Raw genomic sequence first — 26478 nt, forward strand, 5'->3', positions numbered from 1 at the left:
GCCTCCTGGTTCAAATAATTTTCTTTTATGTGGTCAACTCATTAGCGTAAACATTCATAAAATCTTATACAGAGAAAATAAATTGGATAATTACGCTCAACGACGGTGGCAATTTTCCTGGAGCGAGTGGAGGGCCTTATTAACCATTCTGTAAGATTTCAAAAAGTTAGGGCTAACCGAATAACAACTTTTATAAGCTTTGATTGTTATTTAAAAATAATACGATGAAGCAAGAAGTACACGTTTCGCATCAAATGGTACTTTTTCGCGCTTCGCAAAAATGCAAAGCAGGCTATTGCAAACAAGCCCTCTAAGGCGGAATATCTTAGTCGATGTATATCATGGAATGATTTTTCAATGATAGGTAATGGGTTAGGGCGAATACGATTTGCTACCTCTGGGGATTTGTCCGAGGATATCATCTAGCAATCGGCGCGAGGCGTCATCTTCATCCCTAAATATCCATGCCTCTATTGCACATCGTTTGTAGTAATGGGCAACTCGATACTTTGTGTTAAAATCGATTAGGATGGTGCCTCAGAGGAAGGTATCAACACATTGTTATTTATCAATACCTCAATGCCAAGCAAGTTAAACCTGATGATTAGGCGAATCTAGGATTAATAATTCTGTAACAAACATTAACGCTTTACACTCAAATAATATAACATGAAAAATCAAGCATTCAACCCCATCGCACCCTTAACTGGCAACGACTCGTATATGATTTTTTCTTTCGATCGAGTGACTTTAAGGTTTGGTTATATGAATCCCCTTTTTCAACAATTTTTTGGATCTTCAACCTCCCAGAGTGGGTTCGGTACGTTTGTAAATGAGCTTCATGAGGAAGATAGAGCATTGCTTGAATCGCTATTACGATTTGGGGATGACAAGTCCATTGAAGGACTTGTATTGAGGAGAATCAAGTTTGGACAAATTAGTTATTTGAAATGTAATTTTTATCCTATTCTAGACACCTCTCAGGTGTTTGCGCTAGCGCAGGATATAAGTGATATCTTGGAAGCCAACAATGTCGTACTTAAACATAATGCTCAGAAAAACGCTATTTTAACCATTTTGAGCCACGATGTAGTCGGTGCGCTTTCCACGGCAAGCACGCTAATTGATTTTGCATATGGTAAAGCAAGTTCGCAAGAGATGCCCAAGGTGCAAGAGATACTTAGCGTAGTACAACAGATATGTAAAAGTAACATCCAGATGATTCGTTCGTTTTTACAGAAGGAATTTCTTACTTCTTTAAGTGTGCCGGTGGTAAGCGTTCGAAATGATATAGTGGATTGTCTTAGAAAACTGGTAGAGCAATATAAGATAATGAAAACCCAACTTGGTGTGGACGTTATTTTTTATAGTAATCAAGATCAGATATTTCTACAAGTCGATCGCGAGAAGCTAATACAGGTAATCAATAATCTTATTTCTAATGCGTTGAAGTTTACTCCAAAAGGAGGGAGCATCAGCGTCTCTGCTGTTGAAACAGAACGGGCAGTTGAACTAAAAATACAGGACACTGGCGTGGGCATTCCGGATCATATGAAACATGATATTTTTTCAAAATTTAGTACCGCCAGGCGAGAAGGATTACATGGGGAAAAAACCAATGGAATTGGCCTATGGGTTATCAAAACAATGGTAGAGTGGCTGGGGGCAGAAATTAGTTTTCAGAGTCAAGAGGGTTGTGGGACAACGTTTGTCGTTTCTTTTTTAAAAGAGGGTAGGCCGTGCTAATGAAAAGTGGACAGGTACTAATCTATTGATCATCTCAAAGAATTGAATAGCATTAACTGTGCCTATCGAGATGTCGCGCTTTGATTTAATTTAATAAAACACTCCCGCTATTATTAAATGAAAAAATTACTTCACGGAAGATGAGCGATGTTACTCTGATGTGCAGCGCAAAGATAGGGATCGTACTGGTAAAATAGACGTTCCATGTGAGGAGACTAAAAAACTCGCCTTTTCAATTGGGAAAACAAGGGGCGGAAAACAACAGTTTTCTGTTTCCTTCTTCGTGTCTTAAAGTAGGTTTTAACGGACGTCAGGGTGCTTTAACTCGGCAAAAAAGAAAATGTTCCGTATCGTGCGAGCGAAAAATCGCAGCCTTTAATGTAGGGCGGGATTTCGAACATTTAATGGAATAGATGTTATTTCAAGCGTATCGCCCGAATAAAACACAAACCCCACAGGGAGAGGAAGCTGATTTGGCCAACCAAATTTAAACTTAACCATGCAAGTTGAAGGGGACGGATTCGATCCTTTCGGACGCTTCCCATAAAAGTTTTGCCACGCTAATTCCTTATCGCCGGGGTAAATATATATCTCTTTGTGTTTGCGGTTACTAACCTCCCAGAAATAGAATGCAGCTAGGGAAGCGCGGTTGTCCATCATCATTTAAGTAAGATTTCAGCTCCGTCGTTAGTTCGAATAGATTTACATCTTCAGGCGATGCTTGTTGCCTTTGACGAACTGTCCAGCGAGCAGCATACAGAGAGATGGGAGGCTATTCGCGCCAGGGGTATAACGGCGCCTGAAATTCAAGCAAACCGCTTTATTATTTCGCTACCAGCCATAACAATGCGAAATGGAATAACACTACGGTACATGAAGTAGCGGAAAGCACCGATTCAGGCGGAGAACTTTTAAAAAGAGCTAGGGAACGTCTCGGACTTTCGGCTCGCGCTTTTGATCGGATCTTGAAACAACATGCACCATAGCTAATCTAGACGGTGCTGTTCAGATAGTAATCTGTATTCGCTGCGACCACAGCCGATCCGCCATTACCTTGGACATATCCCTCTCATGCCCGTAAAGCTTGCCGAAAATATCCTTGGTCATATCCATCATATGCCCTCATCTGCTGTCATCGTCATGTTTTTTGGTGGATTAAAACGAGACGCTTTCACCGTTATAATCAGGTGCCGTTGGAACCGGTAGAGCCGACCGATGGCACAATAGCGCCGTTCTGCGCTATCCGTGAAGACTTTGTACTGACGGATTCGTCTGGTTTGGCAAACTTTGGGTATGCGAAGCATCGATTAAATTAATCCCTTCGCTATTTGTCAGACGACGCATTTTGACAAACCACATGAACTCAATCCCATACGGGAAGTGAAGCGCGAAGATATGGCTGTACGAGGTCAATCCGTGAAATACATCCACCAGGAGGAGCTATGCGTATACGTAAAAGGACTTTTGTTTCGTATATCGTAGCGTATGAAAAAGGATTATCAGACTGATCACCTCATTCGGGCCGAGCCCAGTGGCACGGTTGGGCATGCCTAATTTCTCTCCACAATTAGCCTTAGGTCAATGATCGGCCGCATTTCTTTACTTAAAAGATCAATGCTCACAAGGGTTTATATATCCTCATCCAGAAGGATAAGGCTTGATTCTTAACTGTATCAATCTGATTGTAACCTAATTAAATACAAGAATCAAGCCTTTTTTTGCCTTAAAAACTCTTTCCGAAACTCTTTATTATCCAGAGTTCAGGTTGAGTACATTTTTACGTTAATACCCCTCGTTTTGTTCCAGGTTGGGATTCTTAATGATCTCTTCCTGAGCTATAGGATAATACTGATGGAAAGGCTTCACTTTTGCTGCGCCAACAGGGTTGTCGACTGCGACAGATTTTGCGGCCTCTACTAATTTTCCCCAACGGTTTAAATCGAATCTCCTTTGAAATTCCCCCACAAACTCGATGGCTCTTTCGTTAAATATCTTATTGGTAATTTCAGCTCGGGTCGTGCTAGCCGCTAATTCAGGTAGACCGGCTCGAACCCTGATCATATTCATCCATCGAATACTTTCGGCAGTGTTTCCAAGTTCGTTTTCAGCTTCGCTGAGCATGAGAAGCACGTCGGCATAACGAAGAAGATAAAGGTTTTTTCCCGAAGACTGCCCATTGGCATTTAAATCCCAAAATTTGCTGCCAAACCAAGGATATCCAGGCTTGGGGAATCTAGTGAACTTTTGGTCTCTAAATCCGAAACCTAGCACGATGTCTTTACGCTTATCGCCCGGCTCGAACATGGATACCAGTTTTGCGGTGGGTAAAAAGACGCTCCAACCGTCGACAACTAGATTGCCAAAATCTACCCCGGCGTAGGTCCTTTTTCCGGCGTCACGTTGTGGAATATAATAAGATATCTGGGAATGAGTGCGCGTGTTTGTATTGGAAGTCGGTTCCCTTAAATATTGAACCTCAAAGATGGATTCCTTATTATTCTTAAAACCAGTGTTCACGTCAAAGAGTTGATCGTAGTTTGTCATTAGCGAATAACTGCCGGAATTAACGACCTTCAAAGCGGTTGCCTTAGCATTTTTCCAATCTTTCCCAAATAGATAAACCTTTGCAAGTAAAGCTTGCGCAGCACCTTTGGTTACCCTACCTATATCAGACGATGGATAGGAGAGGGGAAGTCCCATTTCAGCCTCAGTAAGATCCTGAATAATTTGAGCTCTTACATCCGCTAAGCTGCTTCTGCTGAGCGATGAGACGGCATTGATATCAATTTCCTGTGTCCATAGCGGTACGCCGCCAAACGTATTGGACAAGTTGAAATAATACAGGGCCCTTAGGAATTTGGCCTCCGATAAGATTCTTTGTTTTATTGTGTTATCAATTTCAGCAGCTGCGACACGACTGATCACCAGGTTAGCATTCTTTATTCCTGAATATGCGTTAAGCCAAAGACTCCCGGTTCCGTTACTGCCTGATCCGAACTCGTAGTTCTGGACTGCGGAATTCACGTCAATTGAATAAGCAACGTCCGTTCCCAAATCCACCATGCGCCAATAATCGGGTGAACTGTAAATGCTGTATAGGGTTTGGTACACCCCATTGACAGCTTGAATACATTGAGTTTCATTGGTAAAGAAATCATCTGGATTAATAAAAGTCTTCGCCTCTTCTTCCAATGATTTTTCACAGCTTGTGAAACCGGCACTCGATAATAGAATGGCTAAAAATGCCCCGGTTCTGTATAATTTAGATGCTATTTTCATCTTATATTTCATTAAAGTGTTAAGTTAACGCCGAATGTAACCACTCTGCCGTTTGGATAATTTCCGTTGTCGTTAGCAATCAAGGTAGAACTTCCGCCACTGGTGTTAACCTCAGGGTCAAAACCGCGGTATTTTGTCCATAGAAATAAATTGGTACCACTGGCGAATACATCCATATCTTTGATGATTTTCGGAAGTATCACCCCACCTAGAGCGTATCTGATTTGAGCAGACTTGAATCGGATGAAAGAGGCATCCTGTAGTAGCCTGGTGCTTGCGATGTTGTCCCTTGATTCAACTTTTGGAATATCAGAACTTGGGTTTTCAGGAGACCAGCGATCGATTATGTACTTGAATTGGTTAGAAAACGAGGTGCCCGTTCCGTTAAAAAATTCCATCGCGTTGTACATCTTAGCACCCTGATTGAATTGAAAGAATACGTCTAGCGACAATCTTTTATAAGCGAATGTACTTCCCACACCACCGAAAAGTTTCGGGTTAGCCTGACCTAGGTAATGGTAGTCGTTTACGTTTAGTTGACCATCAGCGCTATAATCCTTGTATTTTGGTCCTCCGGGAAGGTAATGACTGTTGTGCGAGACGAACTCTCGATCTTGAGCAGGCTTTGCGAGCTCAGCGTCGATTTCCTGTTGACTTTTCCAAGTTCCGACATATTCTAGACCGAAATTTGCTCCAATTGGATATCCTTTCTCTAGGTAACTGGTGGTCACGCCGTACCCAATGCCAGCATCCAAAAAGACTTTGCTAAGGGGACCGATATCGGTTACTTTCTGACTGTTGGTGGAAACATTCACGTTGGCCTGCCAAGAGAAATCTCCTTTGCGAAGCACTTCGCCCGAAACAGAGAAGTCAAATCCCTTGTTTTGCGATTTTCCAAGGTTTATCAGTCTGGAGGTGTATCCGGTTTGAGAAGGCAGCTGAACGGTTAGCAGTAAATCGCGGCTGGTCATATCGTAATAATCTGCCGTTAAATTAATTCTGCCGTTAAAAAAATGGACGTCCAGTCCGGCATCAACTTGCGCTGTAGTTTCCCAGCTTAAATCCTTATTAGATAGGTTCCCTTGGGTGTAGCCTAAGGTCTGCTGTCCCCCAAAGATATAGGAGTTGGTGGTCGAAGGAAGCGAGGCTAGCGATTGGTAGTTGGCGATCCCTTGATTTCCAGAGATACCGTAACTAGCGCGGATCGCAAGTTCTGAAATCGTTCCGTTTAGATTGGATTCCAAAAAGAAAGGTTCTTGAGAAATGCGCCATTTAGCAGCCCCGGAAGGGAACATTCCCCATTTCTTTCCTTGGGCAAAGTTGGAGGCACCATCGGCCCGGCCGGTAAGTGTCAAATAATACTTTCCAGCATAATTGTAATTTACTCTTCCAAGAAATGAGACGATAGTGTTTTCATCCAGATGGGATGCTAACCCACGGAATTGCTGCTCGGCCAGCCCTAAATTGTTATACTGGGTAATATCATTGGTTAAATTACTTCCCGAACCAAAAAGCCGATTGATACTTTTGGTCTGGTAACTTGTTCCGGCCAAAAGATCCAGAGTATGCTCTTCGAAGGATCTCTTGAAATTCAGCGTATTTTCATTAATCAAACCCAGGGTGTTGTAGATGTCGGAATTGGCAGATCCGAATAGACGATTATTGAAAATATTTTGAGGCATATCCGTAGGGCTGTAGTAATCTCCCCGCTGGTTGATGAAGTTTACTCCTAGAGTGGATTTCACTTTCAAATCTTTGAGAAGCTCAATTTCTAAGTATGCATTGGACAATATGTTATTGATCGCTCTTTGGTTCTTTACTTTATCCAGAACCGCTACGGGATTGTTGATATGTCCACCGGTATACCAAATCGGATTGTAGGTCTCATAAGAACCATCTTCTTTATAAATAGGCATCGTAGGAGGAAGGAAGATATACGAGGTAGACCAACCCGTATTGGTGCCAAAATTCAAGCTGCTGATTCTGTGCTGCTCTCTACTGATATTGGTGCTTACCCCCATATTAATTCGGTTCCCAAATTTCTTGGTCAAGTTTATTCTTCCTTGATACCTTTTAAACCCTGTGTTTTTAATAATCCCATTCTGGTCTAATAGATTGGCAGAAACGAAATAGGTATATCCCCGGTCACCGCCTTCTCCTCCCGATGCTGATGCATCATAGCTCGCGAATGGAGCCGTTTGGGTAACCGCATCAATCCAGTCAGTCCCTTCTCCGATCTGATTGATCAACGAGTCGACATTGGGGTAGAGAGGAGGTTTATTGCCATATACCAGAGCCTCATTAATAAATTCTGCAAATTCTCGGGCATTCATTAAGTCCAATTTTCTGGGAAGCTGTGAAAAGCCCTGATTGGTCGAAAAGCGAACAATATCTTTACCGGCAACACCTTTCTTTGTGGTTACCAGGATTACACCATTTGAAGCTCTAGAACCATAGATCGCTGTTGTGGAGGCATCCTTGAGGATGTTTATGCTTTCAATATCGCTTGGATTAATGGAATTTAAACTGGTACCACTTGGATCCACAATCCCGTCAATTACATAGATCGGTTCATTGGTCGCCGTAATAGATCTAGAACCGCGGATTCTAATGGTCGTAGGTGCGCCAGGTGCTCCATTGGTAGACTTCACATCCACCCCAGATGCCTGGCCCTGAAGTAGCTGGTCAATTCGAGTTGCCGGAGCGTTTTCAAATTGTTTAGTTGAAATGGTACTGGTAGAACCTGTAACATCGGTCTTTTTGGAAGTACCGTATCCAACTACTACCACCTCGTCAATTTTGTCATTGTCTGAAGCAAGGGTAAAATTATGGCGTTCATTTGTATTCGAGGTAACCCGAATGCTCATTTCTTGAGTAATATAGCCGATAGAGCTTACTTTAATTATATGAAGTCCGGTAGGTACGTTGATACTGTATTTCCCTTGATCGTCGGTAGAGGTTGTAATTCCTCGATCACTGATGCTGACGGTAACACCTGCAATAGGAGTCCCCGATTCATCTAAAATGGTTCCTGAAATTCTGCCTCTTTCTTGTTGCGGGGCATTTAGAGCGGCTTTGATTGAAGGAAATGTTGCTGGACCCATTAAGTGAGTCTCTACTGCGTAAGAATAATTAATGCAGGGTAATTGCATTAAAAAGCAAAAGCCTGCGGCGTACGAAACATGTGCAACACCCTTTTTTAAGTTTATAAACATGTAAAAATATTTTATCAATTTCACGGATTGAAGTTGTAATCGAATTGTTAAGGTTGATTCTTGCCCGGTATATTCCTTCGATATAGGAATCCTCCAGCATGTATCATATAAAATCTGAGTTAGTACTTGTTATTGCGGCACGATTGTGTTATGCTATCCCTCCCTTCTTTAGTAAGTTTTTCAGATGCCGAAAATAAATAAGGTTTATTAAGTAAATATTAAGGAATTATTTTAAATTAATGAATCATTCGAAACCATATTAAATGTTTTTAAACATTATTACGCTTATGTGCTCGGTTCTTCCTCAATTGATGATGTGTTTACTGCTCGATTACACTTAACCAAGGTATGCCAGAGATTGCCCTAAAGAAATAGCCTTAGTCTACCACCTAAAACGCATCCAACACCTGGAGCGGAGCTTTCCTATTATTGTATGGATACGAGTAAATCCCAATCGCAAGCTAGAATAGCCTTCAATAGGCTAACAAAACAAATTTAGATCTCAACATTAAGCGTTTATAAATTTTACACCAAACCTATTAATAAAAGATTTTGCCCATAATAGCTGACAAACTGATTCCGTTATCCTAACCGCCTGTTTCTTTGAGCGAACTTTAAGGGAAAATCTTATAGCTTTTTATGATTTTTTTAATAATTTAGTCCGTTCATCTACTGAGCAACAATGGATACTCGATCTACCTGATGTTCTTACATAATATTTATTAAATGATTCTAATCGTTGACGACAAGCAGGAAAATATATATTCGCTTGAAAAAACGTTGCAATTAAAGGGATTTCGGACTGACTTCGCCAATTCCGGTGAAGACGCTTTGAAAAAATGTTTAAAAACAGACTATGCATTAATAATTCTCGATGTTCAAATGCCGGGGATGGATGGCTATGAAGTCGCAGAAACCTTATCTGGAACTAAGAAGACCAAGGATATTCCCATCATTTTTCTTTCTGCCGTGAATCGCGAAAAAAAATATATTACCAAGGGTTACGAGTCTGGGGGTATCGATTATATCACAAAACCTGTCGATCCAGATATCCTCTTGTTAAAAGTAAAAACGTTCTATCGCCTATACGAACAAACATTCGCATTACAACAGATGAAAACGTATTTGGAAAGTGAGGTTCAGCAACGTCAAAAGGCGCAAAGTGAGCTCGCAGAGAAGCTGCAAGAGCTAAATGTCACGCTAGAAGCGCTCCCGCAGATAGCATTCACTACCGACGGCATAGGAAACGTTGATTTTGTGAACCAGCAGTGGTACCGATATGCTTCTTCTAAAGATAATTGGCCAGAACTACATCCCGATGATGCTGACGTTTTTGAAATTTGGAAATTGCAGCTAGAAGATCGACAGCCCATACAGAAAGAAGTTCGCTTAAAGGAAAATAATACGGAAAATTATCGATATCATTTAGTGAAGATCGCTCCTGTCACTAAAGATTTGGAAACCATTCGCTGGGTAGGTACCATGACGGACATCGATGAACGTAAACAGTTGGAGAGAAAGAAAGATGAGTTCCTGAGCGTCGCAAGTCATGAGCTAAAGACGCCCTTGACTAGTGTTAAAGCCTTTGCAGAAATTGCTTTGCGCGCAATGAAAGAGATCAGTAATCATAAGGCATACGGTTATCTTGCCAAAGTTCACGATCAGGCGCAAAAACTAAACCTACTTGTGCAAGATTTATTAGATATTTCCCGTTTAGAAACGGGCGGATTGAAAATTAACATACAACCCGTCGATTTGGAAAAAATCATTCAACATGTAATTGATACAACGGTGATGACCAATCATCATCGGAAGTTGCAAATTCTCCGAACGGGTGCACGGCTAAACAAACCTATCTATGCCGATTCTCTACGTATTGAACAAGTATTAATCAATTATCTTTCGAATGCAGTGAAATACGCCCCTAATTCGGATGTTGTCATTGTTGATACCCAAATAGATGATCAAGTCCTGACTGTAAAAATTCAAGATGAAGGGATGGGGATACCACCCCATAAAATTCCTTTTGTATTCGATAAATTCTTCCGTGTGCAGGAGGCATCAGCTCAGTTTCAGGGGTTAGGACTCGGCTTACATATTTGCAAGGAAATTATAGCGCAACATGGAGGCTTGTGTGGCGTAGAGAGCCAAGTTGGCCAAGGGTCAACATTTTATTTCACATTACCAGTTTAATAAATGCAGCAAAATATACTTCGGAATCTACAGTTGGGGTTTGGATTTTCCATGACTGTCTTATTGATCGCTTCTGGCATACTGTTTTTATCGATTCAAGACCAGCGTGAAAACAAAGTGCTGATGGATCAAGCGCAACATAATATCACTAACGCACAGTTAATACTTATCGATCTACAAAATGCTGAAACCGGACAGCGTGGATTTCTTCTTACCGGACGTGATAAATTCCTGGAACCCTACCGCGATAGTCGTAGCTCATTACCTCAACGAATTGATGCGCTTATGAAAGGAGATTTAACTTCCGATCAGTACACTCGCGCTCAAAAGCTCACCACGCTTGCCACAGAAAGGATAGAGGTTCTGGATGAGTTAATCGAACAGCGCCGCAATATGTTGGAGTTATCCCCCGATCTTTTAGATCGTGGTAAATCCATCATGGACTCTTGCCGCTCGTTGATTAAGTCGATCCGACAGCAGGAAGAAAATCGCGTCTCCAAACGTTCAGAAGAATTAGAAAGTGCTGCCTTGACCACTTCCGTTTTAATAGCTATCGCCTCACTGCTATCGGTGATTATAACTTCAGTGTTGTTTTGGAAGTTGCGTACGGATTATAAGCGTCGTGGAGCACTTCAACAGGAACTTATCGCTAAAGATAATGAAATGAGTCGAAGGCTGAATCTGATACGTGGGATCGCCCAAGAGATAACAAAAGGGAATTATGATATCTCCATTGATGATAGTCAAAAAGACGATCTAGGGACGATTGCTAAAAGTCTCCGTATAATGACTAATTCTCTGCAGCAAACCTTTGAGCAACTCCGGTGGAACGACTGGCGAAAGAATGGGCTTGCCGAACTCAGTGCCGGTTTGATGGGTAATCCCAATTTGTTAGATATTGGCCGATTTAGTCTGAATTTCTTAGTTGACTTTCTAAAACTTGACAATGGTGCCATTTACGTAGTGGAAAGAGACTTATTTAAGCTCAAGCATACAGTAGGGTTGAAGACGCTTCCTCAAGACGAAAGGTCTATCCATGTTGGATTATTAGCCGAAGTGTATACCAATAAGATCCCTCGGGTAATTAGTGATATGCTGCCCGAAGAATTTAATCTGTCATTTGCTCAAGGAGAGTTACAGGTGAAGCAAATCGTATTGATGCCCATTATCTATCAGCAACATTGTTTAGGGGCTATAGAAGTTGGAGCACGTAATACGATGCTCCAAGATACCATTGAGGTGATGGGCGATTTTTGCGAAATTATAGGGGCAGCAATTGCCGCTGCGCAAAGTCGAGAACGCGTTCAGCAGCTTTTAGAGGAAACCCAGACCCAAACAGAAGAGCTTCAAGTTCAACATGCGGAGCTAGAGAGTCTTAACACTGAACTAGAGGCACAGGCAAGCAAACTGCGCGTGTCAGAGGAGGAATTACGATCGCAACAAGAAGAACTTTTACTCTCCAATAAAGAATTGGAAAAGAGATCGCAAATTCTCGAGGATAGAAATCAGATGATCGCGATCCGAAATAGAGAAATTCAGGAGAAAGCTGAGGCTCTTGCTTTGAGTACAAAATATAAATCTGAATTCCTTGCTAATATGTCACATGAACTCAGAACACCACTGAATTCCATCCTGTTACTTTCAAAAGTTTTGACCGAAAATAACGAAGGAAATCTCAATAGCGAGCAGGTAGAATCTGCCCAGGTAATCTGGTCCTCAGGCACAGGTTTATTGACGCTAATTGATGAAATTCTAGACCTTTCCAAGATCGAGTCTGGAAAGATGTCTCTGGAGGTGGAGCAGTTTTTTCTAAGTGAATTGATAGGTGATCTCACTCAGATGTTCAAGCCATTGACCAAAGAGAAAGGGATTAATTTTTCTGTGGAATCTACGCTGCCGGAAAATTTTCGCATGAAAAGTGACCGTCTTAGGTTAGAGCAAATTTTACGTAATTTGCTTTCCAATGCTATCAAGTTTACGGCGCAGGGATCAATAACGTTGAGGGTAAATCGCTCAAGCTCAGATGGTGAGGCTGTGATGTTTAGCGTACAGGACACAGGAATAGGAATATCACCCGAAAAACAACAGCTAATCTTCGAAGCATTCCAACAAGCTGATGGATCTACACGCCGACGTTTTGGTGGTACGGGGCTTGGGCTCTCTATTAGCCGCGAAATTGCAAGATTGTTGTCGGGAGAAATACGTGTGGAAAGTGAGCTTGGACAGGGGAGTTGCTTCACTTTAGTTCTCCCCCTAGAGCATACCAAAGCAGAAGAAAATATTATTGCTAATCAAGACAGCCCGCGCGAAACGTCAACCCCGGAATCGACCGTTATTAAACAACCTAAAAGTTCTAACCTCCCAGAAGAAATTCCTGATGATCGGCATACAATAGACCAAGGGGATAAGGTAATACTGATCGTAGAAGATGATGTGGTATTTGCAAAAGCACTCAGGGATTATGCTCGAAAAGCAGGGTATAAAACCATCGTTGTAGGGCGTGGGGATCTAGTATTGTACGCAGCCCTGCAATATAAGCCTAAGGCGCTTCTGTTAGATATTGTTCTTCCTATTATGGACGGTTGGCAGATATTAGATGAGCTAAAATCCAACGTAGAAACGCGCCATATTCCCGTACATATGATGTCCGCAGAACAGGCAAGGAAAAATGAAAGTATCCGACGTGGGGCAATTGATTTCATTCGCAAGCCGTTCCAAAAGCAAGGATTTCAAAGTATATTCTCAAGAATAGAGGAAGCTTTGAATAACGGCTCGAAAAAGGTACTCATTGTTGAAGAGAATCCAAAGCACGCTGCCGCTCTTTCCTCGTATTTAGAAAGTTTCGAGATTTCTACTGAAGTAAAGAGTTCCGTGGAACAAAGTGTTGAAGCCTTATCTAACGGAAAGGTGGATTGTGTTATCTTAGATATGGGAATTCCTGATGAAGTTGCATATGAGACCTTGGAAACCATAAAAAGCAACAGCGGCTTAGAGGACTTACCTATCATCATATTTACAGGCAAAAGCCTGTCAGGTCGGGAGGAAATGCGCATTAAAGAGTATGCTGATTCAATTGTAGTGAAGACGGTTCATTCTTACCAACGAATTCTCGACGAGGTTAGCTTGTTCTTACATTTGGTAGATAAGAAGGGACAAGCGGTGCCCGAAGACGTACGGAAAGAGAATAGAAACTTAACTGACGCATTACAAAATCGTAAGGTTTTGGTCGCCGATGATGACATTCGAAATATATTCTCGTTGTCTCGAGCGTTGGAAAAATATAATGTGGAAGTATTTTCGGCAATGGATGGACAGGAAGCCTGTCAGGTGTTGGAACAAAATCCGACAATCGACATTGTGCTTATGGATATCATGATGCCCAATATGGACGGTTTTCAAGCCATTCAAAAAATTCGTGCTCAGGACCACTTCAAAAACTTACCGATTATTGCCGTTACCGCTAAAGCGATGACTGGTGATCGAGATAAATGCATGAAAGCTGGAGCCTCCGACTATATTTCCAAGCCTGTAGATATAGATCAATTAGTGTCTTTACTGAGAGTTTGGTTATTTGAACGTTAACCCCCTAAAGCAGATGAATATTTTAATTATTGACGATGATCTGCGAAATATATTCGCGTTGAAAACGGCCTTGAAATCACGAGGTCTGAAAGCAGAAGGTTGTATTTCTGCAAAAGAGGGATTAGATTATCTAGAGAAGGAAAAGGGGGTTGATATCGTACTTCTGGATATGATGATGCCGGAATTCGATGGGTTTGAACTCCTTGAATTTGTTCATCAATCGCCACGAAAAGATTATCCACCCATTATAGCGGTGACGGCTAAAGCGATGATCGGTGATCGGGAACGATGTATTTTGGCCGGAGCTGACGGCTATGTCGCCAAACCGGTAGATATTGATAAGCTGTTAACGGAAATTAATAGAATACTTTTAGCAGAGAGTGATGATTGATAGAAATGAAATGGATTCGTTTTTCCAGGTGCTCTTGAATCAATTCGGATATGACTTTACAGAGTATAATCGAAGTTCATTGGAACGCAGGCTGAAAAGAATATTATTGATTTGGAAAAGTCCTGATTTGGAAGATTTATTTCAAAAGATAATGCGAGATACCTCTTTACTTTTACCTTTTGTTCAGCAGCTCACTGTTCCTTTTACAACAATGTTTCGCGACCCGGAGTTTTTTTTATCTATGCGGCAGCAGATAATTCCTTATTTAAGCACTTTCCCCTTAATCCGAATTTGGATTGCAGGATGCTCAACAGGAGAGGAGGCATATACGACTGCGGTACTTCTAAAAGAGTGTGGTTTACTGCAACGATCGCTGATTTATGCAACGGATATCAATGGATCGGTAGTGGAACGAGCTTCCAAAGGCATCTTTCCAATGGAAAACATGCATGAGTATGTACAAAACTACGCCTTGTCTGGCGGGAACAACGGCCTATCAGCTCATTATTCTGCAAATCATGGAGTTATTCAATTTAGCGATGAACTGAGGTCACGTATGGTGTTTTCAACTCATAATTTGGTTTCAGACGCTTCATTCAACAGCTTTCAACTTATTTTGTGCCGCAATGTACTTATTTATTTTAATCGTACGCTACAAAACCGTGTGATTAGACTTTTTTACGAAAGTTTAGAGAACTCGGGTTTTCTGGGATTGGGGCCAAAAGAGACATTGGTGTTTTCTACACTAGAAAGTCGTTTTCAGCGCATAGGGCAACAAAAAATTTGGAAAAAACTCACTTAATTATTTACTTAAAAATCATAAATAATTCCACGGCTAAATGACACAAAAAAAAATACTTATTTTTGACGATGACCCATATGTGCTGGAAATTTTTTCCATCGTATTGGAAGATTTGGGTTATGCGATAAATCAATCATCGACCTCACATGATGTTCTTGAGAAAGTAGCTACCTACCAGCCAGATTTGATTTTGATGGACAATTGGATACCGGAAATAGGTGGGATAGCAGCCACACAGCTCCTCAAGACACATCCGAAATTTTCTAATATACCGGTCGTTCTTGTCTCAGCTAACAGTGAGATCGAAACTTTAGCAAAGCGTGCTCTTGCCGATGCTTTCCTTCCCAAACCGTTCGATCTGGATAAGTTGGAACAACTAATTGCGGATCTATTAGAAGGTTAAGGATTAAATGCATAAGCGGAGAGTAGAAACGGGCGGATAGGCTTTTATCTTTTCTTGTATAAAATCCTCCAGGAGGGAAGTGATAGATGGCCTTTAAGCAAGGTAATTAGCGAGAGGAAAGGCTTTTTATATTTAGAGTTCTCCATGATGGAGTGAGGCATTTTGAATTATTTTTATCGTTGGGATTTCCCAGGCGGTTATGAACTTCCGCACTTTGCTGCGTTAAGAGGAGTTTCAGCGCCCCGAGGTTGCATGGTAGGCGGATAATAATTAAGAATTGTCCCACCCAACAAATTGTGAATATATCGCATTCTTATTACCAACCAGCAAAACATGATAATAGGTTCTAAACACTTACGACAGCGGCGAAAGGTACTTTTGCAATTCTCAGTGCTTAAGATCGCAACACATGTCATCATCAGTTATTACTTACATGAAATTGAAGCTTAGCTTGCCGATGCTGAACTTAAAGAGAAGCGTACTTATGAGGAATTAAATTTCTCTGTCTGCCTCAATGATCGCAATATCGATTTAAACAAAAGGGTTCCTTAATAAGTAATTAAAATCCTCGGAGGCTGCTTTGGTTGAAAGTACAGCGCTCTTTGGGGGTCCAGAAAAGATATTCATGCAATAATTGAAATTAATAGTAACCATAAATAATCCGGAAATCTCGTGTAGCAATTTGTAGAAGTGCTACACGAGATTTTTTCTCTACTTCATTTCAACACTATACGCTCCCGCCCGATCCAGCTCAAAGTATGCAGTTCTTTCCTTCGCACTGACCTCTTTCTCAGCTATCACTCTCTTACCACGACGCAATATCCATTTTCCGGGTTTCAACCCAGTTAAAATAGCCTTGCTGTTCTTCCGATTGTTTTTAAACCCGAATTTTTCATTGATCTCTTTTGCGGAACTGGCTACGAGTAAGTCATCTCCAATATATATCAAATCAACATTTCCGCTCTTTTCTTGCGAAAGAACCAGCGGAGAGCTGTTTCCCTCGCATACCTGGAACACTGTAAGATAATGATTCGTTTTTTCCTTTGATTGATGAGAAACCAGTGTTCGATGACCCTTTCCCTCTGCTAATGGTGTTTCAGGAACTTCTAACTGTTTCCCGAAAACATTCGTCGTCATAGAGTCCGAAAGCACGTTAACATCATATCCGCTAGAAGGGCTTAAGATAGAAACATGCGTTTTCCCGACACGTCCATTTAGCGAATTGTGTAGTACAAATCCATTAGCGGTAAGCTCTGGTTTATTAAGCGACGCGATCTGCCAATATTTGTCGATAGCTGGAGTCTTGGTCTCCATCTGATCGTTTAATACAATCACCGCAGGAATATCTTTCCGGCCAGTATTAATAAAACAAAACTGTCGCGTGTAATTCAGCATTTTTTCCGAATAGGCGCTGCTTAAGTCCGCAGCAAAATAACTGTAATACGGTTGCTTTGGATCGGGACCTACAGCAGTCGCCATTACCTTTCCATTGTGGAACCAAGGATCGCTTTCAACTTCTTTTTGAGAGCGTGGCGCACGCTGGTTGAAGCGAGTACCACCATCATTTACGTCGCTACGGTAATATTTTTCATTTGGATCGACAGCAAGCATCACGCTGTGGGAAACCGAGCGCTTGTTGAATCCCATATCATAGGGAGTTCCGTAGAATCGATAGAGTCCGATATCACCAAATTGAAAGCCTCTGTAATATAATTGAATGGCGCCAGCGTCCGCGTGCTGATGGTTCCCGAAATGATAACCACCACCTTTGATCTCTGCCACCACATCGTCGCTATCAGGACCGATATTCCAACCGGTCCTTGCTACCATGGATCCTAAAATTGGGCCAAAGTCCTTTGTAAGAGCTAAACTATTCAAGCTAGGTTCGGCTTTCAAAGTTGGGTCGTTCAGCAATAGAAACATCGTCGGGTTATTGAGCTGGCCATGCCGAAGGAATTCTCCCTTCACAATAGGATCTCGCCCGTAAGTGGACATTAAAAACATTACTTGTGGCGATTTCCAATAGAAAGGCTCACCAGCTTTTCCCGATGCAAAACCATCTCCATCTCGTAACATCTCGCCAGCAGGGGAGCGCATATACATAAAATAGGAAGGCATCGAAGTGATATTATCATCAAAGACTTTCTGTCCCGACATTCGATAATACAACCATGCCGCATGCATTTCCCAAGCAAAACGATAAGCCGCATAACCAATACCTTGGTTGTGACGTGGTGATTGATATTCAAAACGTCGCATCGGTACTAAATCTTCTAATATTTGATAGGATACATATTGATAGGGTACAGGATCTTCGTCATAAATCGCAATGCTCATTGCTAAGAAGTCACGGTTGACCATGGCTTCATTTCCGTGGCCATTCAATATATTCGTACGAAACGGAGGCCAGCCGATTTCCATATCCATCGAGAGGCGCATAAAATCCTTAACCAAATTTTCCTTCTCCTCCTTCGATAGAAGATCATATGTCCAGTCGTACACCAAAGCTGCTGTATAAATTGCACGGCCCAGTTCCCGCGTGATGTCCAAAATATTACCGAACTCCACATGAGAAAGATACGCCTTTGTTAGGTCAATCGCCTCCCGACCTATCTTTCTGTCACCAGACATTAAATAATAGAACGCTTTTAGCTCCATCGCCTTCTCCAGGTCAACATTATAAGACATCTCTTCGTTGGGGTCGAAAACAAGCGGGAATGGCTTTAATGCATCGTCCTTAAGTTTGTTCCAAATAGGCGCATGTTCTGGATCAGTCAGATTCTTTTTGACCATTGGTAGTGTTTCCTGATTCACCCAAAGCCGTGGCCGACTGCTCGGAGGGCTGACTGATGGCTTATAGGAAGCTGCAGCCGTCGGGACTTTAGGAGCGACATATTTTTGAATCTGTACGTATTCAAATCGCACTCCTCGAGGCAACCAGATTTTGACATCCTGCTCGCCGGCAGGAAGGTCAAAAATTCCGGTATGCTGGACTGGACGGTCCCACGGGACATATACCACTCGTTTGGTCCCTCGTTTGTCGCCAAATTGTATCCGCATAAACAAGGACTCGAACTTCGATTTCGCTTTTTTCATCAATTGAGCTCCCTCTGCGTCAGTCACCGCATTGGTATAAATCGTATAGTGGCCGGCAGTAGGAATACGAATGCGGAACGCTATATCCGATTCCTCTCGCTCAGAATTTATGGCCTGGGCAATACCTTCTTTCAAGGTGATTCCGGACTTAGTCGTTAACCTAGAATCGGTAATTCGTTCGCTGCTTTTCTCGTTAATGCGCATTGCATCGCTATTGATTTTGATGGCCTCGGTCGCCGGAATGATTGTTAGTTTTTTTTGCTGACCTAGCGCGATGTTTAGACAAAAAATCGATAAAAGAAATAGAAACAAAGGAGGTTTACATCGTCGGTTCTTTTGCTGTAGTATCATAGTGTTGGTTTATTAGTGTTGATTTAATTGGTTTTGACTTCTGCAAAATTTACATAAAACGTATCTATCGCCAATGAGTCTGGCAAAAAGCCAGAACGAAATTCAAAGTTGCCTTTCAATGGAAATTGTGCTAAAGTCGTGGTATCCTTAAAATTCTTGTTCAGGATCAGCCTTTGATTATTTGTCATATCCAAATACTTAATCTCAGTTACACTCAATCCTGCCGGTTGATTGACATTCCAAATGATTTTCAGATCATCAGATTTTCTAAGAATTTTCGAAATGGTAGCATTCAGTAAAGATTTTTCATAGAGGGTTCCATAAACGCGTCCGGAGATTTCTGCTTTAACAGAGCTATTTCCTGAATCGTCATAGGTAAATATTTGAAAAGTCTGATTGCCTTCTGGAAGGTTGTTAATGATGACACGTACGGTGTCAACATCATCTGACTTGCTAACAGTGTTTTCTAAAGAATCTCGACGTTGGTTCCAATATATCTTATACTTCTTAACTTTGGGATCCGATAAAAGTAACCAAGAGAGTTCAACTCTGTTTCGTCCTGATTTTAATTTTAGCGAGTCCGCTTTTGCAACGTATATTTTTTCTCCACCTTCCAAAAATTGAACATAAGTATCATCCATGCGACCACATGACCCAGCTGTTAAAACGACAGCGAACAAGATGATAAATAGTATAAAGGGAGAATTAATTTGCTTTTTCATACACTTTGTTTTTTTAAGTTCATAACTATTGATCCATTGGCTGGCCATATAAATCTAGTTGAGTAAGCATCAAGTTTTGTGCACCAGTCCAAGAACGGATCGTTTTGAATCGGATGTATCGATATGCTTCGGTTTCTGGGGGGAAGTTGTAGTTCTCACCAGCCAAAGCATATGCGCTATCTTCAGGAGTGCGCTCACCTACCGGGCTGCCCGAAGGCTTTATAGACTCACAATGAATTAGCAGGGTCCAGCCGTCAAATGAGCCGTCTGGATTTGGATTATTTGACCCCCAAACTTCATAGGTTCGAGGTGTTCCATAGTTATATGCATAGGTCGGACGTTCCGTAGGTACTTGGAAGACAACCATTCGGCTAAATTTAGATTTTTTGCCTAAATCAATTGTGAACCAATTCGGCATAGACGCACCGGCAGTAGCTTGATAATATAACTTGGAAAGACGAACATAATCCCCGTCCCATATATTGCTAATAGGTCCCCAACTTCCCTGCACCGTATAAGTGTCGCTAGGTAGTGGATAAGCTTTCCACAACTTTTTCTCCAACATTTCTTCATACAGCGGAGTGATATTCGTCTTTAAAGTGTCCGAATGATTTCCCCATTCATCACGGAAGAAAAAAGCAAAATCGGTCGGATTCGGAAGTAATCCTCGAACGGAATAGTCACGAAACTTCGCTGAGGTGAAGAGGCGATCGTACTGTACCCAATTTCCTTCTTCATCTTTATAAAGGGTATAAAAAACAATGCCCTTTTCCTTCTCGTTGCTAAACTTAGCATTTAGTCCTCCAAAATCTCGATTAACAACCAACGTTTTAAAGACTTCGTCGATTGGAGGATTTAATGGATTAATTGTGAATTCGGCAGGACTTGAACGAACTTCAGCTTTATTAACACTATACAGTTTAATTTGATAAGGATTGGTATCGCCAAATCCTTCAAGCTCAATGTAATTCTTATAAACTGACGATTTAATCTCACGTTCCTCGCCCTTCCCAGTATTATAAACAGCAACAACATATAATATACTAGGGTCGTTGGGTATTGAATACGTTACTTTTGCCCCGCCGTTTATATTCTCAATTTTCGTTACGGTCGGTTGCCCGGGCGTTGAAGAGACTTCTTCTAAAGGGCTATGAATCATTTCTTGGCAAGCTGCTAATACCATGATAACAGCAATTGCGATATATGTGGTTATTCTTTTCATGATTTTATCATTTTACCATCCTGGACTTTGAACTAAGTTTTTGTTGACGATTAAGTCGTATTCGCGAATCGGCCAGAAATAGTCCTTCAGCGCGAACGATTGACGAAATATGGTTTTTTCACGATAGTAATCTTCCGCACGTGCCTGATCCATATCCCAACCGCTAATGACATCATTATAAACTTCAATGGCGGTTTTCCAACGACGGACATCCCAAAATCGCTGCCCTTCTAAGCAAAACTCAATATTACGCTCCTGCTGGATAATCTCTCTAAGCCCTTGTTGAGTGTTGAACTTTGTTGGATTTCTCGAATAGGTTGTCCACGATTCCTTGACACCGGCTAAACCTGCTCGCTTGCGTACGAGGTCTAAATAGATGAAGCTTTCATCGTTAGGACCCTGCAACTCATTTAATGCTTCTGCGTATAACATGTAGAGGTCTGTTAATCGAAGCATAGTCCATGGGTAATTCACCGATGTATAAGTATTAGCAGTCGTCGATAAAACATTCGTATAGTAGATATATTTTTTAGGATAATATCCGGTTACGGTATGGTTTAGATTTCCTCTTTTTCCACCGCTTTGTCCAAGTTTTAATTCTAGCCAATATGCGTTTTCCTGATCAAAGTTACCTTGGCCAAACCAAACTCCTCCATCGAAGCCAAGCGTCGAATAAAACCTTGATTCTCTGTCAAAATTGTATTCCGCTGTCGTATATCCTTTCCGAATAAAAAAGCGATCTTTATCACCGGCCGTTCGCAAAGAAAACCGATTGTCATATGGCCAGCTGATATCCTCATCGATGGGTATACCATGTTCGCTGTAAAATAAATCGGCAATTCGCATCGGAACTGCAAAATGTCCTTCCACTACGCTATTGCCTATGGCTGCGGCAGGCAAACTTTTAGGCATGGCATTGACTTGTAAATCGCGCGCATTATTCTTCGTATGTGCCCAAATGATTTCTGAGTTCCAACGTTCTACAAACGAATTCCGCGTATTCATTTGAGTCTTCAAGGAATCCGAAAGATTTCTCGCAATATTGGTTTCCTCAAAATAATACAATTCCATTCCCAATGAATGGCACTTATCAATTGCCTCTTTACACGCAGCTACGGCTTTCGCCCATTTTTCAGGACTCGCAGATTGGCTAAACAGTAGCGTACCGTCTTTATTTGAATAACCAGAGTAATCTGGGTTTCCATTAAATAGTGGACTTGCTGCATAGACCAATATTTTTGCTTTCATACCCATCGCAATAGGCAATGTGATTCTTCCTAATTCCGAATTCTCGTCGTCAACAAGATCTGGCAAGTCTAGGCAAGCTTCATCAATTAACTCGACAATATAATTGAACACCTCGTCGACAGGTTGGCGCGAAACGCGAACTTCCTCTTCGGATGCAGAAATTGGGATGTTTTCCTTCATAATTGGAATCGGCCCATACATTCGCAAAAGGAAAAAATGATAATAGGCCTTTAAGAACTTTACTTCGGCCGCCCATTTCCTTTTTTCAAAATCTTCTACATCCTTGACGTTCATGATGTTTTCTAAGAAAATATTACATTCCCGTATGGCACGCCAAAGAGGGTAGGTGTCATTCCAAAAGTTTAGATAGGGATTAGTGACGTTTTGATTTCCTCTTGCAATATGCCATGGGTTTGAAGAGATATTCTCGCGCACCCACCACAGCTCATCACCTCCAAAGAGTGCAGGACTTGTGTTTCTATTTCCAAGCTGTGGGAGGTAGGAATAACAGGTAAATAAATAACGTTCAGTAGTCGCGCGTAATCGAAATGCATATTCGATCGTGGCTATATTATCCGGAACGATATCCAAGTATTTGTTACAGGAAGTCGCCAGAAATAGTATGAGCAGAAAAATGTATTTTTTCATAATTACAGATTTAATAGGTTAAAAGGATAGGTTGATTCCAAAATTGACAACTCTTTGCAAGGGGTAGCCAAGACCGTTTCCGCCCATTTCGATATCCCATAATTTGAAACCACTTATTAAAAACAGGTTCGTCCCACTTGCGTAAATTCTTAACTTATCCGTATAAAGTCTTTTTGCCAAGCGATCTGGTAACGAATAACCAATCTCTGCTTGTTTTAACCGTACGAATGCGCCATTATTTAGCCACCATGTGCTTAACTGCGTATTATTGGCTTGATTTTGTGTGCTTAAGCGTGGCCATAGCGCATATAGATCTTGATTCTCCATAGAGAAATGACTATCTGAAAACGCTTTTAGGATTTGTTTTCCGCCAACAAAAGGTTGGACATTGGCTGGTCCGGTAACTCCATTTACGACCCCGCCAGTCCAAAAGGACGAACGTGCAGAACCTTGGAAGAATGCCGAAATATCAAAGTTTTTATAGCCAATAGAGAATCCGCCTCCATAAATAATCTCTGGAATAGTAGGGAATCCGATTGGAACCTGATCCAATGTGGTTATTAAACCATCGCCATTGACATCTTTATATTTGATATCACCCGCAACATTGGTGGAGCCAAATTGTTGACTCGGTGAATTCGCCACTTCACTGTCATCAACGAATAGGCGTTCAGCAATATATCCCCAAGGCTGATGAATCGAATATCCTAAGCGCGACTTCCACCATTCTTTTTCATAAATAGGCTCTTCATAAGCTAAGTATTTGCTTTTTGCATAAGTGAAGTTCCCTCGAAGTTGCATCCAAAAACCGTTTGAAAAGTTTTCTGAATAGTCGACTGACATATCCATTCCCTGTCCGGAGGCACGACCGACATTCGCGCGAACAGCAGCCGACAGACCCATCGTTGTGGGAATTGCCGAGCGGTTCATCAATATATCTTTTCTTTCTTCTTTGAAGAAGTCCGCTTGAATATTAACCTTATTAAATAGACCTAATTCAAGAGCCAGATTTGTCTTATAGGACGTTTCCCAAGTAATGTCGGGATTTGAATAACGTGTTACATTGATTCCAGGTTGAGTAGTACCATATTCTCTTCCAAAAGTAAATCCTTTGGAGGCATCATTCATTACCACGTTGGATAAATAAAAGAAACGATCTGTAGCCGAGCCGATAGCGTCATTTCCTACTAATCCGTAAGTACCGCGTAGGCGAAGATTGTTAATTTTGCCTTTTAAAGGTTCCCAAAATTTCTCGTTGGAAATGCTCCAAGCCAATCCGAATGAAGGGAAAAATCCGTATCGATGGCTTTCGTGAAAGCGTTCTGAGCCGTTATAACCGAAGTTCACTTCGGCATAGTAGCGATTATCGTACGAATAAGTTGTGCGGCCTGATAGTCCAAAATTTCTTGACGGTAAGGAAAGCTGTAGACTACCTGCAACGGCATTGGTGCTAGAACGGAGGATATTTACCAATAAAGCACTAATACTATGTTTCTCATTAAATGTTCGTGAATAATCAATCGCATTCTCCATGTAAAAAACGGAGTTTTGAGCACGAAGCTCGTTGTCAAGACCGAAGCTTAAAAATTCCTCCCCTGAATTTTCATTCGTGATAGAAACCACATAATCTAAGGTTCGACGATCGTAATAGGCTAATTCATAGAAGAAAGGTTTATATGCGCGTTCGATATCGTATCGGGAGATTCTGTTGGTATTGAACATGGAGCGAAAGCGCAATCCTTCCGTTAAAAACGATAAGTTCTGCTTTATCTCCATCTGGGCCATCATCAGCGAACGATCGTAATCTTTGTAGCCTTTAACCATGTCGGCATACGGATTTAAGAATGCGCGTTCTCGCAAGCCGCCAAACATGATGTGTTCGATATGGCTATGTAAATCATCCACCGGATAGAAAGGGACGAAATCAACAGGATTTGCGCGAACGACTTTGTTATACATGGCACCACCACCTTCAAGGGGACCTGTATAATTATCAAAATTTCCATTAAGGCGGACAATTAATTCTGTGCTTTTTGTCAGATCTATGTTGACATTGGCGCGTAGGGTGTAGCTCTTTAAATCGACGTTGTTATTGAAGTTGTTTTTTCCGTCGACACGTAGCATACCGTTATCTTGCGCAAACGATCCGGCAACATAGTAACGAGCAACTTTTCCGCCACCCGTCACGTTCAAGTTGTATCGATGATTAAACGTTTGATCTTTAAAGAGAGCAGAACGCCAATCAACAGCTGGAAATATAATGGGGTGTAAACCCTCGCGTGTCGATTCGATTTTTTCTTGTGTATAGAGGGGTTCGGCGAAAGGGTCACGTGAAACCAAAGCATTGTTATAAAGTTCCATGTATGTTACTGGGTCGGCTAATTCAACATTACTTGTTGGAGCAGAAACAGACCCTTCTGCACGCAAAGAAATGTTAGCTTTTCCTTCCTTACCTTGCTTTGTTGTTACGAATATTACACCGTTGGCTCCGCGAGCGCCATATAAAGCGGTGGAAGTCGCATCTTTCATGATCGAAAAGCTCTCGATATCATCGGGACGTAGTCGGGCAAGTTCCGTAACACTTAATTCAACCCCATCAATTAAAATCAATGGATCCACTTTCCCCGTACCAAAGGAAGTCACTCCGCGAATAAAGAAATCAGCATTATCCATCCCCGGTTCACCGCTTCTTTGAAAGGCAATGATACCTGCGGCTTGTCCTGCCAGAGCCGTGGTCAAATTACTGCTGGGAACCCGTAGGTTGTTAGGCTTAATTTGTGTTACAGAGCCCACCATATCCGTCTTTTTCTGCGTTCCAAAGGCAACGACTACGACCTCCTCCAATGCTTCAGGATCTTCAACAAGCACAATATCGATGCTTTTTTGATTCTCGAGAGTGACTTCCTGAGTCAAGTATCCGGTAAAACTGAACACTAAAACACTGCCCTTCTCTAAATTGGGAAACATAAAATGTCCGTTGCGATCTGTTTGGGTTCCGACTGAAGTACCCCTAATTGTAACTGTCGCTCCCTCAATGGGCTTTCCATCTTTGTCCTTCACAATACCCTGTGCTGTTTGTAGGCTCATCAAACGAATGCTGGAGTGGGCGTAAAGGATGCTCGGAGGGATTCCGAGAAATACTAAAGGAAATGATAGCAGGACAAGCCGCTGTCGTGTTGCGATTCTTAATGTTCTAAATCCTCGGTAGAAATAGGATTTAGAACAGACTGGTTTGTTGCTCATAATTTATATAAATTGGTGGTTAATATTATCCGGTTACGTAACCGGCATTATACTGAAACTAATTCATGTTATGATAAATCCTATTTTGATATGCAATAACTGCATTCAAACAATAAGAATCTCTAAAAACTAACCTCGATAAACGGTGGTTAAAGCCGTCTAATAAATTATATTATTTTGGTTTATGTTGAGTCGGTTAAGAAACCGAGTGGTAATACTGTATGCTCTAAGATAGGAAGCATTCGTTGAATTAACAAAATTTTTTTGACAACCTTTTTTAAACGCTTTATTGAATTGCGAATTATACATCATCTTTTTGGTCCTGGCTCGGTCATAA

Annotated in this window: 14 protein-coding genes and 1 pseudogene; 8 read left to right on the forward strand and 7 right to left on the reverse strand. The window is 41.6% G+C overall.

What is annotated here, in order from left to right; genetic code table 11:
* The first annotated feature begins 669 nt into the window (after positions 1–669).
* The 3 genes and pseudogenes from B2400_RS07995 to B2400_RS08000 all read left to right on the forward strand — a co-directional run bounded on the left by B2400_RS07995 (position 670) and on the right by B2400_RS08000 (position 3062).
* Positions 670–1746 carry a sensor histidine kinase gene (locus tag B2400_RS07995; RefSeq protein ID WP_293932434.1) on the forward strand — a complete coding sequence of 359 codons (1077 nt, stop codon included), beginning with the start codon at positions 670–672 and terminating at the stop codon, positions 1744–1746.
* Between the two features lie 854 nt (positions 1747–2600).
* A pseudogene (locus B2400_RS17880) lies at positions 2601–2732 on the forward strand (hypothetical protein); the annotation flags it as partial.
* A 207-nt stretch (positions 2733–2939) separates the two neighbouring features.
* A complete protein-coding gene (locus tag B2400_RS08000) occupies positions 2940–3062 on the forward strand; it encodes a hypothetical protein (protein ID WP_286650069.1) in 123 nt (40 codons plus the stop codon).
* 466 nt (positions 3063–3528) lie between these two features.
* Here the strand turns inward: B2400_RS08000 and B2400_RS08005 are convergent, their stop codons facing one another.
* Together B2400_RS08005 and B2400_RS08010 are read right to left on the reverse strand one after the other, a co-directional pair.
* Positions 3529–5025, reverse strand: coding sequence for a RagB/SusD family nutrient uptake outer membrane protein (locus B2400_RS08005; RefSeq protein ID WP_293932436.1), 1497 nt, complete (start codon positions 5023–5025; stop codon positions 3529–3531).
* 11 nt (positions 5026–5036) lie between these two features.
* Positions 5037–8240, reverse strand: a complete 3204-nt coding sequence (locus B2400_RS08010; protein ID WP_293932438.1) for a SusC/RagA family TonB-linked outer membrane protein — start codon at positions 8238–8240, stop codon at positions 5037–5039.
* Between the two features lie 726 nt (positions 8241–8966).
* Between B2400_RS08010 and B2400_RS08015 the strand changes: the two genes are divergently transcribed.
* From B2400_RS08015 to B2400_RS08035, 5 genes are read left to right on the forward strand one after another with little or no spacing between them, the layout of a single operon-like run.
* The gene (locus B2400_RS08015; protein WP_293932440.1) at positions 8967–10433 is read left to right on the forward strand and encodes a hybrid sensor histidine kinase/response regulator; all 1467 of its coding nucleotides are present in this window, start codon (positions 8967–8969) and stop codon (positions 10431–10433) included.
* A 3-nt stretch (positions 10434–10436) separates the two neighbouring features.
* A complete protein-coding gene (locus B2400_RS08020) occupies positions 10437–14015 on the forward strand; it encodes a response regulator (protein ID WP_293932442.1) in 3579 nt (1192 codons plus the stop codon).
* Between the two features lie 13 nt (positions 14016–14028).
* Complete coding sequence (locus B2400_RS08025; protein WP_293932444.1) at positions 14029–14406, forward strand: response regulator; 378 nt, start codon at positions 14029–14031, stop codon at positions 14404–14406.
* On the forward strand, positions 14399–15208 hold the full coding sequence (locus tag B2400_RS08030) for a CheR family methyltransferase (RefSeq protein ID WP_293932446.1): 810 nt from the start codon (positions 14399–14401) through the stop codon (positions 15206–15208). Before B2400_RS08025 ends, B2400_RS08030 begins: the two co-directional genes overlap by 8 nt.
* A 37-nt stretch (positions 15209–15245) precedes the next feature.
* A complete protein-coding gene (locus B2400_RS08035) occupies positions 15246–15611 on the forward strand; it encodes a response regulator (RefSeq protein ID WP_293932448.1) in 366 nt (121 codons plus the stop codon).
* Positions 15612–16322: 711 nt separating this feature from the next.
* Here B2400_RS08035 and B2400_RS08040 read toward each other — a convergent pair.
* From B2400_RS08040 to B2400_RS08060, 5 genes are read right to left on the reverse strand one after another with little or no spacing between them, the layout of a single operon-like run.
* Positions 16323–19058, reverse strand: coding sequence for a hypothetical protein (locus B2400_RS08040; protein WP_293932450.1), 2736 nt, complete (start codon positions 19056–19058; stop codon positions 16323–16325).
* A gap of 23 nt (positions 19059–19081) precedes the next feature.
* The gene (locus B2400_RS08045; protein ID WP_293932452.1) at positions 19082–19780 is read right to left on the reverse strand and encodes a DUF4998 domain-containing protein; all 699 of its coding nucleotides are present in this window, start codon (positions 19778–19780) and stop codon (positions 19082–19084) included.
* A gap of 25 nt (positions 19781–19805) precedes the next feature.
* Positions 19806–21002: a DUF5000 domain-containing lipoprotein gene (locus B2400_RS08050; RefSeq protein WP_286650079.1), complete on the reverse strand. Its 1197-nt coding sequence runs from the start codon at positions 21000–21002 to the stop codon at positions 19806–19808.
* A gap of 12 nt (positions 21003–21014) precedes the next feature.
* Positions 21015–22898, reverse strand: a complete 1884-nt coding sequence (locus tag B2400_RS08055; RefSeq protein WP_293932455.1) for a RagB/SusD family nutrient uptake outer membrane protein — start codon at positions 22896–22898, stop codon at positions 21015–21017.
* An 18-nt stretch (positions 22899–22916) separates the two neighbouring features.
* Positions 22917–26141: a SusC/RagA family TonB-linked outer membrane protein gene (locus B2400_RS08060; RefSeq protein WP_293932457.1), complete on the reverse strand. Its 3225-nt coding sequence runs from the start codon at positions 26139–26141 to the stop codon at positions 22917–22919.
* Positions 26142–26478 lie beyond the last annotated feature (337 nt).

Source organism: Sphingobacterium sp. UBA6645 (genome assembly GCF_002455685.1).
Lineage (GTDB): Bacteria > Bacteroidota > Bacteroidia > Sphingobacteriales > Sphingobacteriaceae > Sphingobacterium > Sphingobacterium hotanense.

Excerpts from the sequence above, each read along its gene's own strand:
- B2400_RS08040 (WP_293932450.1), bottom strand. The coding sequence starts at position 19,058 with ATGATACTACAGCAAAAGAACCGACGATGTAAACCTCCTTTGTTTCTA.
- B2400_RS08060 (WP_293932457.1), bottom strand. The coding sequence starts at position 26,141 with ATGAGCAACAAACCAGTCTGTTCTAAATCCTATTTCTACCGAGGATTT.
- B2400_RS08010 (WP_293932438.1), bottom strand. The coding sequence starts at position 8,240 with ATGTTTATAAACTTAAAAAAGGGTGTTGCACATGTTTCGTACGCCGCA.
- B2400_RS08035 (WP_293932448.1), top strand. The coding sequence starts at position 15,246 with ATGACACAAAAAAAAATACTTATTTTTGACGATGACCCATATGTGCTG.
- B2400_RS08030 (WP_293932446.1), top strand. The coding sequence starts at position 14,399 with ATGATTGATAGAAATGAAATGGATTCGTTTTTCCAGGTGCTCTTGAAT.
- B2400_RS08005 (WP_293932436.1), bottom strand. The coding sequence starts at position 5,025 with ATGAAAATAGCATCTAAATTATACAGAACCGGGGCATTTTTAGCCATT.
- B2400_RS08020 (WP_293932442.1), top strand. The coding sequence starts at position 10,437 with ATGCAGCAAAATATACTTCGGAATCTACAGTTGGGGTTTGGATTTTCC.
- B2400_RS08045 (WP_293932452.1), bottom strand. The coding sequence starts at position 19,780 with ATGAAAAAGCAAATTAATTCTCCCTTTATACTATTTATCATCTTGTTC.
- B2400_RS08025 (WP_293932444.1), top strand. The coding sequence starts at position 14,029 with ATGAATATTTTAATTATTGACGATGATCTGCGAAATATATTCGCGTTG.
- B2400_RS08050 (WP_286650079.1), bottom strand. The coding sequence starts at position 21,002 with ATGAAAAGAATAACCACATATATCGCAATTGCTGTTATCATGGTATTA.
- B2400_RS08055 (WP_293932455.1), bottom strand. The coding sequence starts at position 22,898 with ATGAAAAAATACATTTTTCTGCTCATACTATTTCTGGCGACTTCCTGT.
- B2400_RS07995 (WP_293932434.1), top strand. The coding sequence starts at position 670 with ATGAAAAATCAAGCATTCAACCCCATCGCACCCTTAACTGGCAACGAC.
- B2400_RS08015 (WP_293932440.1), top strand. The coding sequence starts at position 8,967 with ATGATTCTAATCGTTGACGACAAGCAGGAAAATATATATTCGCTTGAA.